12 protein-coding genes are annotated in these 12,929 nt (G+C 72.9%); 5 read left to right on the top strand and 7 right to left on the bottom strand.

Features of this window, described 5'->3' with window-relative positions; translation table 11 throughout:
• Nucleotides 1–135: 135 nt before the first annotated feature.
• The gene (locus tag AB0L75_RS18440) at nucleotides 136–984 is read right to left on the bottom strand and encodes a helix-turn-helix transcriptional regulator (protein WP_365181992.1); all 849 of its coding nucleotides are present in this window, start codon (nucleotides 982–984) and stop codon (nucleotides 136–138) included.
• Between the two features lie 123 nt (nucleotides 985–1,107).
• Between AB0L75_RS18440 and AB0L75_RS18435 the strand changes: the two genes are divergently transcribed.
• Nucleotides 1,108–1,962 carry an NAD-dependent epimerase/dehydratase family protein gene (locus AB0L75_RS18435; protein WP_365181990.1) on the top strand — a complete coding sequence of 285 codons (855 nt, stop codon included), beginning with the start codon at nucleotides 1,108–1,110 and terminating at the stop codon, nucleotides 1,960–1,962.
• Nucleotides 1,963–1,966: 4 nt separating this feature from the next.
• Here AB0L75_RS18435 and AB0L75_RS18430 read toward each other — a convergent pair whose 3' ends face one another.
• The 4 genes from AB0L75_RS18430 to AB0L75_RS18415 form a co-directional block, all read right to left on the bottom strand.
• Nucleotides 1,967–3,220 (bottom strand): MFS transporter, encoded by a 1,254-nt coding sequence (locus AB0L75_RS18430; RefSeq protein WP_365181988.1) that lies wholly within the window; start codon nucleotides 3,218–3,220, stop codon nucleotides 1,967–1,969.
• A gap of 10 nt (nucleotides 3,221–3,230) precedes the next feature.
• Entirely contained in the window at nucleotides 3,231–4,556 is a 1,326-nt protein-coding gene (locus AB0L75_RS18425) for a GH1 family beta-glucosidase (protein ID WP_365181987.1), read from the bottom strand.
• A gap of 68 nt (nucleotides 4,557–4,624) precedes the next feature.
• Entirely contained in the window at nucleotides 4,625–4,891 is a 267-nt protein-coding gene (locus tag AB0L75_RS18420) for a protealysin inhibitor emfourin (RefSeq protein ID WP_365181985.1), read from the bottom strand.
• Nucleotides 4,892–4,921: 30 nt separating this feature from the next.
• Nucleotides 4,922–5,992, bottom strand: coding sequence for a M4 family metallopeptidase (locus AB0L75_RS18415; RefSeq protein ID WP_365181983.1), 1,071 nt, complete (start codon nucleotides 5,990–5,992; stop codon nucleotides 4,922–4,924).
• A 327-nt stretch (nucleotides 5,993–6,319) separates the two neighbouring features.
• Here AB0L75_RS18415 and leuA point away from each other — a divergent pair, with 327 nt between their 5' ends.
• Nucleotides 6,320–8,041, top strand: a complete 1,722-nt coding sequence (gene leuA / locus AB0L75_RS18410; RefSeq protein WP_365181981.1) for a 2-isopropylmalate synthase — start codon at nucleotides 6,320–6,322, stop codon at nucleotides 8,039–8,041.
• 184 nt (nucleotides 8,042–8,225) lie between these two features.
• Nucleotides 8,226–8,921 (top strand): TerB family tellurite resistance protein, encoded by a 696-nt coding sequence (locus AB0L75_RS18405; protein WP_365181979.1) that lies wholly within the window; start codon nucleotides 8,226–8,228, stop codon nucleotides 8,919–8,921.
• 112 nt (nucleotides 8,922–9,033) lie between these two features.
• Here the strand turns inward: AB0L75_RS18405 and AB0L75_RS18400 are convergent, their stop codons facing one another.
• Nucleotides 9,034–9,669 carry a response regulator transcription factor gene (locus AB0L75_RS18400; RefSeq protein ID WP_365181977.1) on the bottom strand — a complete coding sequence of 212 codons (636 nt, stop codon included), beginning with the start codon at nucleotides 9,667–9,669 and terminating at the stop codon, nucleotides 9,034–9,036.
• A complete protein-coding gene (locus tag AB0L75_RS18395; protein ID WP_365181975.1) occupies nucleotides 9,666–10,922 on the bottom strand; it encodes a sensor histidine kinase in 1,257 nt (418 codons plus the stop codon). Before AB0L75_RS18395 ends, AB0L75_RS18400 begins: the two co-directional genes overlap by 4 nt.
• 171 nt (nucleotides 10,923–11,093) lie before the next feature.
• Between AB0L75_RS18395 and AB0L75_RS18390 the strand changes: the two genes are divergently transcribed.
• Both AB0L75_RS18390 and AB0L75_RS18385 read left to right on the top strand, forming a co-directional pair.
• On the top strand, nucleotides 11,094–12,176 hold the full coding sequence (locus AB0L75_RS18390) for an ABC transporter permease (RefSeq protein WP_365181974.1): 1,083 nt from the start codon (nucleotides 11,094–11,096) through the stop codon (nucleotides 12,174–12,176).
• A complete protein-coding gene (locus tag AB0L75_RS18385; protein ID WP_365181972.1) occupies nucleotides 12,173–12,856 on the top strand; it encodes an ABC transporter ATP-binding protein in 684 nt (227 codons plus the stop codon). Before AB0L75_RS18390 ends, AB0L75_RS18385 begins: the two co-directional genes overlap by 4 nt.
• The last annotated feature ends 73 nt before the right edge of the window (nucleotides 12,857–12,929 follow it).

The raw sequence follows: 12,929 nt of genomic DNA, 5'->3' as shown, positions 1-12,929 counted from the left end.
TCGAGGCCTTGCTGGGTGCGCCGGCCGCGCGGCGGTAGCCGCACATCGATACAGCCTGGACCTGCGCGTCAAGGTGGCGAAGGACTGGCAGCGCGACCCGAAGCAGCTGCGCAGGCTGGGCTTCTAGTCCCCCGCTCACGATCTGGTCCGGGAGAAGTCCTGCAGGCCCACCACCCTGAGCAGTTCGAGCCGTTCGTGCGAGTCCGTGCCCGGGCGGGCCGTGTGCAGGATGAGGTGGTGGCGTCGGTCGTCGCTCAGCAGGACCTCGCAGTCCAGCTCCAGCAGGCCGACCACCGGGTGCCGGAAGCGCTTCGTCGAGCTGCGCCGCACCGCCACCTCGTGCTCGTCCCAGAGCCGGGCGAACTCCTCGCTGGCGGCGCGGAGTTCGGCCACCAGGGCGGCCGGCCGCGGGTCGTCGGGCCGGGCGGCGGCGACGGCACGCAGGTTGGCCACGTGCCGGCGCGCATGGTCGGCAACGTCCTCCGGCGGGACGATCTCGCGCACCGCCGGGTCCAGGAAGAAGCCGCGGACCAGGTTGCGCTCCCGGGGCGGGCGGCTCAGCACGTCCCCCGACATCGCCCGTGACATCGCGTTCTGCGCCAGCACCTCGCCGCAGTCCGTCACCACCATCGCCGGTGCGTCGTGCAGCCGGTCCAGGACCAGCAGCAGCCCGGGGCGGACATGCGGGGAGACGGTCTCCCGGCGGGGCGGTTCCTCGCCGGTCAGATGGAAGAGGTGGTCGCGTTCGTCGTCGGTCAGGCGCAGCGCGCGGGCCAGTGCCGTGAGCATCTGGCGGGACGGGCGCGGGCCGCGGCACTGCTCCAGCCGGGTGTAGTAGTCGACCGACATCCCGGCCAGCGATGCCACTTCCTCCCGCCGCAGTCCGGGGGTGCGGCGGCGGGCGCCCGGTGAGAGGCCCACGGCGGAGGGGTCCAGGCGGGCACGGCCGCGGCGCAGGAAGTCGGCGAGTTCGGTCCGGTTCACCTCTCCAGCGTGCGGCAGCCGGCCCGGCTTATCCAGGGACTGCCGATCCCCTGATCGGAAGGTCTCTCCCGGCCGGTGCGGCGCCGTTCGACAGTGGTGGCACCAGACCGGGAGGAGCGGAACATGGTGACACTGGTGACGGGCACGACGGGGCAGGTCGGCCGGCGTTTCGTGCCGAGGCTGCTGGCGGCGCGGCGGCCCGGCGAGGAGGTCCGGGTCCTGGTGCGCGACGCGGCGCGGGGCGAGCGGTTCGCGGACCTCGGCGCCGAGGTCGTGGTCGGCGATCTGCGGGACACGGAGGCGCTCGGCAAGGCGGTGGCCGGCGCGGACGCGGTCGTGAACGTCGCGGCGTCCTTCCGCGGGGTGCCGGACGACGAGGTGTGGGCCGTCAACCGGGACGCGGCCGTGGCCCTGGGCCGCGCCGCACTGGCCTCGGGCGTACGGCGCTTCGTGCAGGTCAGTACGGGACTTGTGTACGGCGTCGGGCGGGGCCGCCCGCTGACCGAGGACGACGAGACCCGGCCCGGCGGCGCGATGTGGGGCGCCTACCCCGAGTCCAAGGCCGCGGCCGAGCGGGAGTTGCTCGCGCTGGACGGCATGGACGTGCGCATCGGCCGCCTTCCCTTCGTCTACGGCGAGGGCGACCCGCACCTCGCGCAGTCCCTGCTGTGGGCGGCGCACTGGGCGTCCACCCAGCGGCTGCACATGGGCCACCACGCGGACGTCGCGCAGGGGCTGCTGCGCCTGCTGTACGCGCCGGCGGTGAACGGGCCGGTCCACAACATCGCCGACGACGCCCCCGTGACGGCGGTCGAGCTGTACCGGCTGGGCGGCGCCGAGCCGCCCGCCGAGCTGCACACCCGGACCGACCCCGACCCATGGCTGGCGATCATGTCGACCGAGAAGATCAGGCGGGACCTCGGTTTCCGGCCGGTCTACCCGACCGTCTGGGCCGCCCGCGACGCCGGAGCCCTCTGACCCGTCAGTCCACGCCCCTGATCCGCCCGACCAGCACCGCCCCGGCCAGCCCGATCACCGCCGCGACCAGGTACAGCACCCGGTACCCGCCCAGATACGTCACGATCGGCGCGGCCAGCGCCGGGGCGGCCACCTGGGGCAGTGCGTTGGCCACGTTGATCACGCCGAGGTCCTTGCCCCGGTCCAGCGCCTTCGGCAGCACGTCCGTCATCAGCGCGAAGTCGACGGAGGTGAACACGCCGAAGCCGACGCCGAGGACGGCCGCCGCCACGATCGCGCCGGGCCAGGTCTGCCAGCCGGCCAGGGCCGCCGTCGCCACCGCCATCAGCACGCCCGACCAGACGACGAACGGCTTGCGCCGGCCGGCCCGGTCCGACCACACCCCGCCCGCCACGACGGTCGCCATCAGCGTGAGGCTGTTGACGGCGGTCAGGATCAGCACACCCCGGTCGGGGTCGGCGTGGTGCAGGCGGTCACGGAGGTAGTACAGGAGGTACAGCAGGACGAGGGAGTTGCTGAGGTTGATCAGAAAGCGGGTCAGCCAGGCCCAGCCGAGGTCGGGGTGGCGGCGCGGGCTCAGCCAGAAGCCCGCCAGGAAGCCGCGCCAGGACCACGCCGGCCGGTCCTCCTTCGCGAGCCGCAGATCCTCGTGGCGCAGGACGTACGGCAGCACGCCCGCCGCCGTGCACACCGCGCACGCCAGATATCCGGCGCCGATCCCGCCCGCCGCCGTCGCGAGGCCGGTGCCGCCGACCACCCCGAGGATCTGCGCCGCCCCCAACCAGCCGCCCACCGCGCCCCGTTGGGGCCGTGGCACCCGGTCCGGCACGGCCGCCGTCACCGCCGCGAACGCGGCGTTCAGCGTGAGCTGCACCAGACACCAGGCCGCCGCCATGGACCACACCCCGCCCGCCTCGGCGAGCAGCAGCAGCGACAGCGCGCCGCCCGCCGCGCCGGCCACGATCCACGGGGTACGGCGGCCCCGGCGGGCCGTCGTCCGGTCCGACAGGGCGCCGAAGACGGGGTTCGCGAGCAGCGAGACCACCGCGCCGGCGCCGGTCACCCAGGCCAGCAGGGTCTCCTTGGACATCCCGGAGGCGGGCGCGAAGTCCTTCGCCTGGGAGGCGAGCAGGATCTGCAGCGGCCCGAACCAGCCGATCCAGATCGCCCCGTTGGCCAGCGAGAGCGCCGCCGTCCAGCTCCGGCCGACCGGTTCGACCGGCTCGGCCAGGGCGGTCGGGGGACGGACGGCGGTCATCCGCGTGCCGTCATCTCTGCGCCCGGAGCAGGTCCCGGAACCAGTGGTAGGAGGCCTTCGGGGTGCGCTGGAGCGTCGCGTAGTCCATGTGCACCAGGCCGAAGCGGCGTGCGTAGCCCTCGGCCCACTCGAAGTTGTCCAGCAGGGACCACACGAAGTAGCCGCGCACGTCCACGCCGGATTCCAGGGCGGTGTGCAGGGCGCGGATGTGGGCGTCGAGGTAGGCGATGCGGTCCTGGTCGTCGAGGCCCTCGTAGGAGCAGCCGTTCTCGGTGATGACGATCGGCGGGAGCCGGTCGCCGTAGGTGTCGCGGAAGCCCCGGAGCAGCTCGGTCAGACCCTCCGGGACGATCGGCCAGCCGAAGTCGGTCACCGGGCGGCCCTCGATCTCCCGGACGGAGAAGGGCAGTTCGGCGGGCATGGTCAGACCGCCGAACTCGGTGGCGGTGCCCTGCGGGGCGCCCACGAGCGTCGGCGCGTAGTAGTTGATGCCGTACCAGTCGACGGGTTCGGCGATGACCTTCAGGTCGGCGGCCACGTCCCCTGGCATCAACTCGCCCATTCCGTCGGGGTATCGGCCGAGGAGGACCGGCTCGGCGAACAGGCGGTTGAGCAGGAGGTCGTAGAAGCCGGCGGCCTCCGTGTCCGCCGGGTCGGCGGAGGCGGGCCAGGTGGGGCCGTGGGAGTTGGCGATGCCGATGTCGCTCGCCCCGGCCGCGCGCAGGGCCCGTACCGCGAGTCCATGGGCGAGGAGCTGGTGGTGGGCGACCGGGAGCGCGTCGAAGAGGAGTTCTCCGCCGGGGGCGTGGGCACCGATGGCGTGGCCCAGGAGGGTGTGCTCGGCGGGCTCGTTGAGGGTGATCCACTTGGTCACGCGGTCGCCGAGCCGCTCGGCCACCACCGCGACGTAGTCGGCGAACCGGGCCGCCGTGTCCCGCTGGAGCCAGTCCAGCGAGGCGGGCAGGTCCCAGTGGAAGAGGGTGGGCACGGGCCGTACACCCGCCGCGTACAGGTCGTCCACCAGGCGGTCGTAGAAGTCCAGGCCGCTGGGGGAGTTCACGCGGGGCCAGGAGACCGAGAAGCGGTAGGCGTCCACGCCGAGGCCGGCGAGCAGGGCGACGTCCTCGCGGTGGCGGTGGTAGTGGTCGCAGGCCACCGCCGCGGTCGAGCCGTCCTTCACCCGCCCCGGCTCGGCCGTGAACTCGTCCCACACGGAGCGCTCGCGCTCCCCGGCCGCCCCTTCGATCTGATGGGCCGAGGTCGACACACCCCACAGGAAGCCGTCCGGGAAGCGGGGGATCGGATCGGGCGTCGGATCGCCTGCGTCAGTCGCCATGGCCGGGATCATCCTTACCGCCGGTAACGGAAGTCAATGCCCCGACGGCAATCGGCGGCAGCCGGCGGTCAGGCCCCTTCCTTCAGCACCCGGGAGATCAACTCCCGTTGCTCGTCGGTGAGTCGGGGATCGGCCGTGTAGACCGTGCGGCCGTCCACGGTGATCTCGTACTGGAAGCCGTCCGGGACGCCGGCGGGCGGGGAGCCCTGGCCGGACGCGAGGACGCGCTCGGCCAGTGCCTGCCATGCGGGGGCGTCGGGCCGGCCCGAGGTGTCCACCTCGGCCCGGCGCTCGATCCCCGCGAAGCCGCCCGTGCGCCGTACTTGGATACGCATGGGTCCCTGTCTAGTACGGATGGTGCGGAATCAGGAAGCGGGCACCTTCACCTGCGACCAGGCGCCGAGGACGGCCTTCACCTCCTCGCCCTCGCCGTAGCGGGACTTGGCCGCGGCGGCCGTGAGCCGGGCGAAGGCCGCGAAGTCCGCGTCGGAGGCCAGCTCCCCGCCGGTGAGCACGTCGTACCAGATCTGCCCGGCCTTGTCCCAGGCGTTGCCGCCGAGGGCGGTGGCGACCAGGTAGAAGGCGTGGTTGGGGATGCCGGAGTTGATGTGCACGCCGCCGTTGTCCTGGCTGGTGTGCACATAGTGGTCCATCGTCGCCGGCTGCGGGTCCTTGCCCAGGTTCGGGTCGTCGTACGCCGTGCCCGGGGCCTTCATCGAGCGCAGCGCGGTGCCGTGGACGTGCGGGGCGAGGAGCCCGGCGCCGATCAGCCAGTCGGCCTGGTCGGCGGTCTGGCCGAGGGTGTACTGCTTGATCAGGGAGCCGAAGACATCCGAGACCGACTCGTTGAGCGCGCCCGACTGCCCGAAGTAGTCCAGGTTCGCGGTGTGCTGGGTGACGCCGTGGGTCAGCTCGTGGCCGATGACGTCGACCGGGATGGTGAAGTCGAGGAAGACCTGGCCGTCGCCGTCGCCGAACACCATCTGCTCGCCGTTCCAGAAGGCGTTGTCGTAGTTCTCGCCGAAGTGCACGGTGGCGTTCAGCGGCAGCCCGTTGCCGTCGATGGAGTGCCGGCCGTACGCCTTCAGATACAGCTCGAAGGTGGCGCCGAGGCCGGCGTAGGCGCGGTTGACGGTGGCGTCCTTGCCCGGGTCGGAGCCTTCCGAGCGCACCTTCCTGCCGGGCAGGTCCTGGGAGTGCTGGGCGTCGAAGATCGTGCGGTGCGGCTGGTCGGCGGCGGCTCCCGCGGGCGCGGCGACGGACGGCGCACCGATGACCGTGGTCAGGCGGCGCTTGGTGCGCTGGTAGGCGTCGTGCTCCAGGGACCGGCGGGCCGGACCGGAGAGCGCGGGGTCCTCGGCTTGCGCGAGCTTGTCGAGGAGGTGCGGTGGCACGATCGTGCAGAAGACGGGCTCAGAGCCCCCGTTGGTCGTCATGTCCCGAACCATCGCACTGTGTGATGTGGATGTCACTAGGTGCCACCATGATTGGTGAAATACCGGGACAGGGAACGCGACGCTCCGTGACGATGTGGTACGGCGCACTTTTTGTCCGTTTTGCGACCACGGTCCCGCATACTGGACCGCGTCCCCGTCTCCGGGGCGGCTCGGCTAGGCTGCCACGCATCATGCGTTTCGGGCTGCTTCTCCTTAGCTGCCGCGGCGAGGGCCTGTAGACAAGGCCGACTCCCTCCCCGCGGAGCTTGGTGTTGCGCCGTCGGCCGTCCACTCGGACATCCGGACATCCTGAGGAGCCCACGCACCATGGCCAACCGCCAGCAGCCCAGCAGCATGCCGATCCACAAGTACGGCCGTTACGACCAGGTGGACATCCCGGACCGCACCTGGCCGGAGCAGCGCATCACCGTGGCCCCCCGCTGGCTCTCCACCGACCTGCGCGACGGCAACCAGGCCCTGATCGACCCCATGTCCCCCGAGCGCAAACGCCGGATGTTCGACCAGCTGGTCAAGATGGGCTACAAGGAGATCGAGGTCGGCTTCCCCGCCTCCGGCCAGACCGACTTCGACTTCGTGCGCTCGATCATCGAGGAAGAGGGCGCGATCCCGGACGACGTCACGATCTCCGTGCTCACCCAGGCCCGCGAGGACCTGATCGAGCGGACCGTGGAGTCCCTGAAGGGTGCCAGGCGCGCCACCGTGCACCTGTACAACGCCACGGCCCCCGTCTTCCGGCGCGTGGTCTTCCGCGGCTCCAAGGACGACATCAAGCAGATCGCCGTCGACGGCACCCGCCTGGTGATGGAGTACGCCGAGAAGCTGCTGGGCCCCGAGACGGAATTCGGCTACCAGTACAGCCCCGAGATCTTCACCGACACCGAGCTGGACTTCGCGCTGGAGGTCTGCGAGGCGGTCATGGACGTCTGGCAGCCCGGCCCGGGCCGCGAGATCATCCTCAACCTGCCCGCCACGGTGGAGCGTTCGACCCCGTCCACGCACGCCGACCGCTTCGAGTGGATGAGCCGCAACATCTCCCGCCGCGAGCACGTCTGCATCTCCGTCCACCCGCACAACGACCGCGGTACGGCCGTGGCGGCCGCCGAGCTGGCCCTGATGGCCGGCGCCGACCGCGTCGAGGGCTGCCTGTTCGGCCAGGGCGAGCGCACCGGCAACGTCGACCTGGTCACCCTGGGCATGAACCTCTTCTCCCAGGGCGTCGACCCGCAGATCGACTTCTCCGACATCGACGAGATCCGTCGCGTGTGGGAGTACTGCAACCAGATGGAGGTCCACCCGCGCCACCCGTACGTGGGCGACCTGGTCTACACGTCCTTCTCCGGCTCCCACCAGGACGCCATCAAGAAGGGCTTCGACGCCATGGAGGCCGACGCCAGGGCCAGGGGCGTCACGGTCGACGACATCGAGTGGGCGGTGCCGTACCTGCCGATCGACCCGAAGGACGTCGGCCGCTCCTACGAGGCCGTCATCCGGGTCAACTCGCAGTCCGGCAAGGGCGGTATCGCGTACGTCCTGAAGAACGACCACAAGCTGGACCTGCCGCGCCGGATGCAGATCGAGTTCTCGAAGATCATCCAGGCGAAGACGGACGCCGAGGGCGGCGAGATCACCGGCGCCGACATCTGGGCCGTCTTCCAGGACGAGTACCTGCCGAACCCGGACAACCCCTGGGGCCGTATCCAGGTCAGGACGGGTCAGTCGACGACCGACACCGACGGCGTGGACGCCCTGACCGTCGAGGCCACCGTCGACGGCGAGGACACCGTCCTGACCGGCTCCGGCAACGGTCCGATCTCGGCCTTCTTCGACGCCCTGCAGTCCATCGGCATCGACGTACGCCTGCTGGACTACCAGGAGCACACGATGAGCGAGGGCGCCTCCGCGCAGGCCGCCTCCTACATCGAATGCGCGATCGACGGCAAGGTCCTGTGGGGAATCGGCATCGACGCGAACACGACGCGTGCGTCGCTGAAGGCGGTCGTCTCCGCGGTGAACCGCGCGGCCCGCTGACGCCTCTGACCGGGCCTTTCGGCGCCCCGACCGCTGTGTACGGCGGTCGGGGCGCCGTTCGTTATCGGCCAAGGTGCCGGTCAGGTCACGGAAAGGTCTCCTACGGGGTACTGACTCAGGCTCGCTGATGTGGCTAACATCACGCCAGCGCCGCGATGTTGCGGCGTCGTTACGGAGGTGCGACGTGCTGCCAGTACGGGGACGAGACGGCCGTGCCGCCAGGCCTGTGCACATCCTGCGCATCCGCACCGCGTGGACTCCCGTCGGAGACGGCGAGTTCTACTGCCCCGGCTGCGGAGGCGACCGCAACTACCAGCGGCTCACCGGGCGCCGCCGCCTCACCCTGCTCGGGGTGCCCCTGCTGCCACGCGGCAGCGCCGGTCCCGTCGTGGAGTGCGCCGCCTGCCGCCACCACTACGGCACCGAGGTGCTCGACCACCCCACCACCCGCCGCTTCTCGGCGATGCTCCGCGACGCCGTGCACACCGTCGCCCTCGCCGTGCTCGCCGCGGGCGGCACCTCCTCCCGTACGGCCCTGGAGACGGCCGCCGGCGCCGTGCGCGCGGCCGGCTTCGACGGCTGCACCGAGGAACAGCTGGCCGCCCTCGTCGAGGCCCTCGCCGCCGACACCGGCCGGGTCCTCGGCGCGGAGTGCGGCACGAGCCTGACCATAGAGCTGCACGAGGCCCTGGACCCGCTCGCCCCGCACCTCGCCCCGGCCGGCCGCGAGTCCCTCCTCCTCCAGGCCGCCCGCATCGCCCTCGCTGACGGCCCCTACACCCCCGCCGAACGCGACGCCCTCACCACCGTCGGCGCCGCCCTGACCATCTGCGCCGACGACGTGACCCGCCTGCTGGCCGCCGCGCGGACGCCTTCCTGATCGACGGGGGCGCGGGGCCGTGTCTGATATGCGGCTACCGCCGCGTGGGCGCGACCAGCCACGACGGCGCCGCAGACGGACACGGCATATCGCGGCCATTCCAGCGGAGCGCTCAGCGGCGGATGAGACCGAGACCGGTCGCGGCGGCCACGGCCGCGGTACGCGAGTCGACGCCGAGCTTGGCGTAGACCCGGGCCAGATGGGACTTGACCGTGCCCTCGGTGAGGTGGAGCCGGTCGCCGACGGCCTGATTGGACAGTCCCTCGGCGACCAGGGCGAGGACCTCGGTCTCGCGCCGGGTCAGTGAAGTGCCGGGCGCGCGCAGCCGGTTCATCAGCCGGTCCGCGACCGCGGGCGCCAGCGCGGTGCGCCCGGTGGCGGCCGTACGCACCGCGGCGGCCAGCTCCTCCGGAGGGGCGTCCTTGAGGAGATAGCCGGTGGCGCCGGCCTCGATGGCCGGGAGGGTGTCGGCGTCGGAGTCGTAGGTGGTGACGATCACGACCCGGGGGGCGCCCGGCCGCGCCGTGATCGCGGCGGTGGCCTCGGCGCCGCCCATCCCCCTGCCGAACTGCAGGTCCATCAGGACGACGTCGATGCCGCCCTCGGCGGCACGGGCGACCGCGTCCTCGGCGGTGGCGGCCTCGGCCACGACGACGAGACCCGGTTCGGTCTCCAGGACGGCCCGCAGCCCGGCCCGCACCACGGGATGGTCGTCGGCGAGGAGAAGACGGACGGGCTGCTCGGTCATGCTCGGGCCTCGGAGTCGGTGGGTGAGTCGGTGGGTTCGGAGTCGGTGGGTTCGGTGCCGGTGGGTGGGGTGAGGGGGAGCCGGGCGGTCAGGGCGGTGCCTCGGGCGGGGGCCGAGTCGAGGGTCAGGGTGCCGCCCAGGGCGTGGATGCGGGCGCGCATCGCGGCCAGGCCGAAGCCGCCCGTCTCGGGGTCGGGCACGGGCAGCCGGCCGGGGTCGAACCCGACCCCGTCGTCCACGACGGTGAGGGTGACCTGGTCGCCGAGGCGGTCCAGCGTGACGTCCACGGCGCCGGCCCGCGCATGCCGGACGGTGTTGGCCAGGGCGGACTGGGCGATGCGCAGCAGGGCGACCTCGTGCGCGGTCGGCAGCAGGACCGGGTCACCGCTGAGCCGGAAGCGGGCGGTGAGCCGGTGCCGGGCGCTGGTGGTGGCGCACAGCCGCTCCAGCGCGTCCGCCAGGGTCGTGCCCTCCAGCGCGGGCGGGGCGAGGGCGGCGACGAAGCGACGGGCCTCGGCGAGGTTGTCGACCGCCGCCTGACGGGCCTGGCCGACGTAGCGTACGGCGTTCTCCGGCGTGCCCGGCAGGTTCCGTTCCGCCGCGCGCAGCAGCAGCTGGATGCTGGACAGGCCCTGGGCGAGCGTGTCGTGGATCTCGCGGGCGAGCCGTTCGCGTTCGGCCAGCACCCCGGCCGTGTGCTGGGCCTCGGCCAGGTCCGCGCGGGTGGCGGTGAGTTCCTCGATCAGGCGGCTGCGCCGCTCGCTCTCCCGGTACAGCGCCTGGTATCCCCACACCACCGCGACCGCGACGGCGGCCCCGAGCGCCGGGCCGATCGCCATGGCCGCGCTGAAGGAGCCCTGATGCGCGGCGAACGCGGTGACCGCGGCGAGCGCGGTCGCCGCCACGGCGGCCAGGCCGGTGCGGCGCGGCAGCAGATGGAGCTGGAGGAAGTACAGCGGGAAGGCGACCCACACGCCGTCGGGGGACAGCGCCAGCAGCACCAGCCACACCGCGCCGACCCCGGCCAGCCACCAGGCGGCGGCCCGTCGGTCGCCGCGGATCCGGGGCAGCAGCGGACCCGCCGCGTACGCCAGCCCGCACACCGCGGCCACGGCGACGGTCGCCGCGGCATGCGGCCGGCCGTCGGTCACGGCCCGGCCGGCGGCGAGCGCGAGGAGGGCGACGACCAGCAGGTGCAGGCACCAGGACAGGGCCCTGGTGGTCGGGGTGAGGGCGGGGGCGGCGGTGTTCACAGTCCCTCCAGCCTAAGGAAGCCGCCCGCGGTGCGGCCTCTGCCGAAAGTTGCAATCCGTGCGCCGCCTTTCGGTCCGCGAAGTGCCCTCCGCCGCCAGATGCCCGAGCGGGGCGCGGACGGCGACGGTGGAGGCACACCACCCTCACCACCCCGGAGAGCAGCCGAAGCCGTGTTCGTCGCCTGGAGAGACCTGAGGTTCGCCAAGGGCCGGTTCGCCCTGATGGGGGCCGTCATCACACTGATCACCCTGCTGGTGGGGCTGCTGTCCGGACTGACCGCCGGCCTCGGCCGGCAGAACATCTCCGCGATCACCGGCCTGCCCGCCGACAGGATCGCCTTCGAGGCCCCGGGCCGGGGGCAGCGCCTGTCGTACGCCGACTCCACGGTCACCGCCGCGCAGTGGCAGCGGTGGTCCGAGGTGCCCAAGGTCACCCGGGCCGAACCCCTCGGCATCACCACCACCAGAGCCACCGCGGGCGACCGGAGCACCGGTGTCTCCGCCTTCGGCGTCCGGCCCGGCTCGCACCTGGCCCCGGACGCCGGCCGGATCCGCGGGAACGCGGCGGTGCTCTCCGCCACGGCCGCCGCCGACCTGGGCCTCGCACCGGGCGGCACCTTCACCCTGGCCGGCCGGACGATGTCGGTGGCGGCCGTCCGGGGCGACGCCTCCTTCAGCCACACCCCGGTGATCTGGACCAGTCTCACCGCCTGGCAGCGGGTGGCACCGCCGAACGGTGCCGGTCCGACCGCGACCGTGATCGCCCTGGACACCACCGGGGGCGCCGATGTCACCGCCGCCGACCGGGCCATCGGCACCCGCACGGTCACCAGGGACGACTCCCTGTCCGCGATCGGCTCCTACACCTCCGAGAACGGCTCCCTGCAGCTGATGCGAGGCTTCCTGTTCGCGATCTCCGCCCTCGTCGTCGGCGCCTTCTTCACCGTCTGGACCATCCAGCGCGGCGGTGACATCGCCGTCCTCAAGGCGCTCGGCGCCTCCACCGCGCACCTGATCGGGGACGCCCTCGGCCAGGCCGCCGTCCTCCTCGTCGCCGGCACCCTCCTCGGCACCGGCACCGCCGCCGCGCTCGGCGCCCTCGTCGTCAGGGGCGCGGTGCCGTTCCTGCTCACCCCCGCCACCGTCCTCGTCCCCGCCGCCGTGATGATCCTGCTCGGCGCGCTCGGGGCCGCCCTGTCCGTGCGCCGCATCACCTCCGTGGACCCGCTGACCGCCCTGGGGAGCGCCCGATGAGCCTGCACCTGTCCGGCATCACCCTCACCTACCCCGACGGTGACGACCGGCTGACCGCTCTCGACCAGGTCACCCTGGACGTGCCCAAGGGCACGCTGACGGCCGTGGTCGGCCCCTCGGGCTCCGGCAAGTCCAGCCTCCTCGCCGTCGCCGCGACCCTGGTGACCCCCGACGCCGGCACCGTCACCGTCGACGGCGTCACCACGACCGGCCTGAGCCGCGGGGAGCTGACCGAGCTGCGCCGCCACCGGATCGGCATCGTCTTCCAGCAGCCCCATCTGCTGCCCTCCCTCACCGCGGCCGAGCAGCTGCAGGTCATGGCCCGGATCGACGGCCGCCCACGGGCCGCGGCCCGCAGCCGCGCCATGGACCTGCTGGACGCGGTGGGCCTGGCCGCCCAGGCCCGACGGCGCCCCCACCAGCTCTCCGGCGGACAGCGCCAGCGGGTCGGCATCGCCCGGGCCCTGATGAACGACCCCACCGTCCTGCTGGTCGACGAACCCACCAGCGCCCTCGACCACGAACGCGGCGCGGCCGTCGTCGACCTGATCACCCGTCTGACCCACGAGCGGGCCACCGCCACCGTCCTGGTCACGCACGACCGCACCCATCTGACCGCGGCCGACCGGATCGCCGAGGTCCGCGACGGACGGCTCACCGTCCCCGCGGAAGCCCGCTGACCGGCACCCCCGTGACGGGGGCGCCCAAGGGGGCGGCCGAACTAGGTGCGCGCACCGCCCAGCCGTCCGCACG

The organism is Streptomyces sp. NPDC052101 (assembly GCF_040680235.1).
Lineage (GTDB): Bacteria > Actinomycetota > Actinomycetes > Streptomycetales > Streptomycetaceae > Streptomyces.
Note: the sequence above shows the minus strand (reverse complement) of the source record. Positions and strands in the feature narration are given on the sequence as shown.

Excerpts from the sequence above, each read along its gene's own strand:
- AB0L75_RS18435 (WP_365181990.1), top strand. The coding sequence starts at position 1,108 with ATGGTGACACTGGTGACGGGCACGACGGGGCAGGTCGGCCGGCGTTTC.
- AB0L75_RS18430 (WP_365181988.1), bottom strand. The coding sequence starts at position 3,220 with ATGACCGCCGTCCGTCCCCCGACCGCCCTGGCCGAGCCGGTCGAACCG.
- AB0L75_RS18425 (WP_365181987.1), bottom strand. The coding sequence starts at position 4,556 with ATGGCGACTGACGCAGGCGATCCGACGCCCGATCCGATCCCCCGCTTC.
- AB0L75_RS18420 (WP_365181985.1), bottom strand. The coding sequence starts at position 4,891 with ATGCGTATCCAAGTACGGCGCACGGGCGGCTTCGCGGGGATCGAGCGC.
- AB0L75_RS18415 (WP_365181983.1), bottom strand. The coding sequence starts at position 5,992 with ATGACGACCAACGGGGGCTCTGAGCCCGTCTTCTGCACGATCGTGCCA.
- leuA (WP_365181981.1), top strand. The coding sequence starts at position 6,320 with ATGGCCAACCGCCAGCAGCCCAGCAGCATGCCGATCCACAAGTACGGC.
- AB0L75_RS18400 (WP_365181977.1), bottom strand. The coding sequence starts at position 9,669 with ATGACCGAGCAGCCCGTCCGTCTTCTCCTCGCCGACGACCATCCCGTG.
- AB0L75_RS18385 (WP_365181972.1), top strand. The coding sequence starts at position 12,173 with ATGAGCCTGCACCTGTCCGGCATCACCCTCACCTACCCCGACGGTGAC.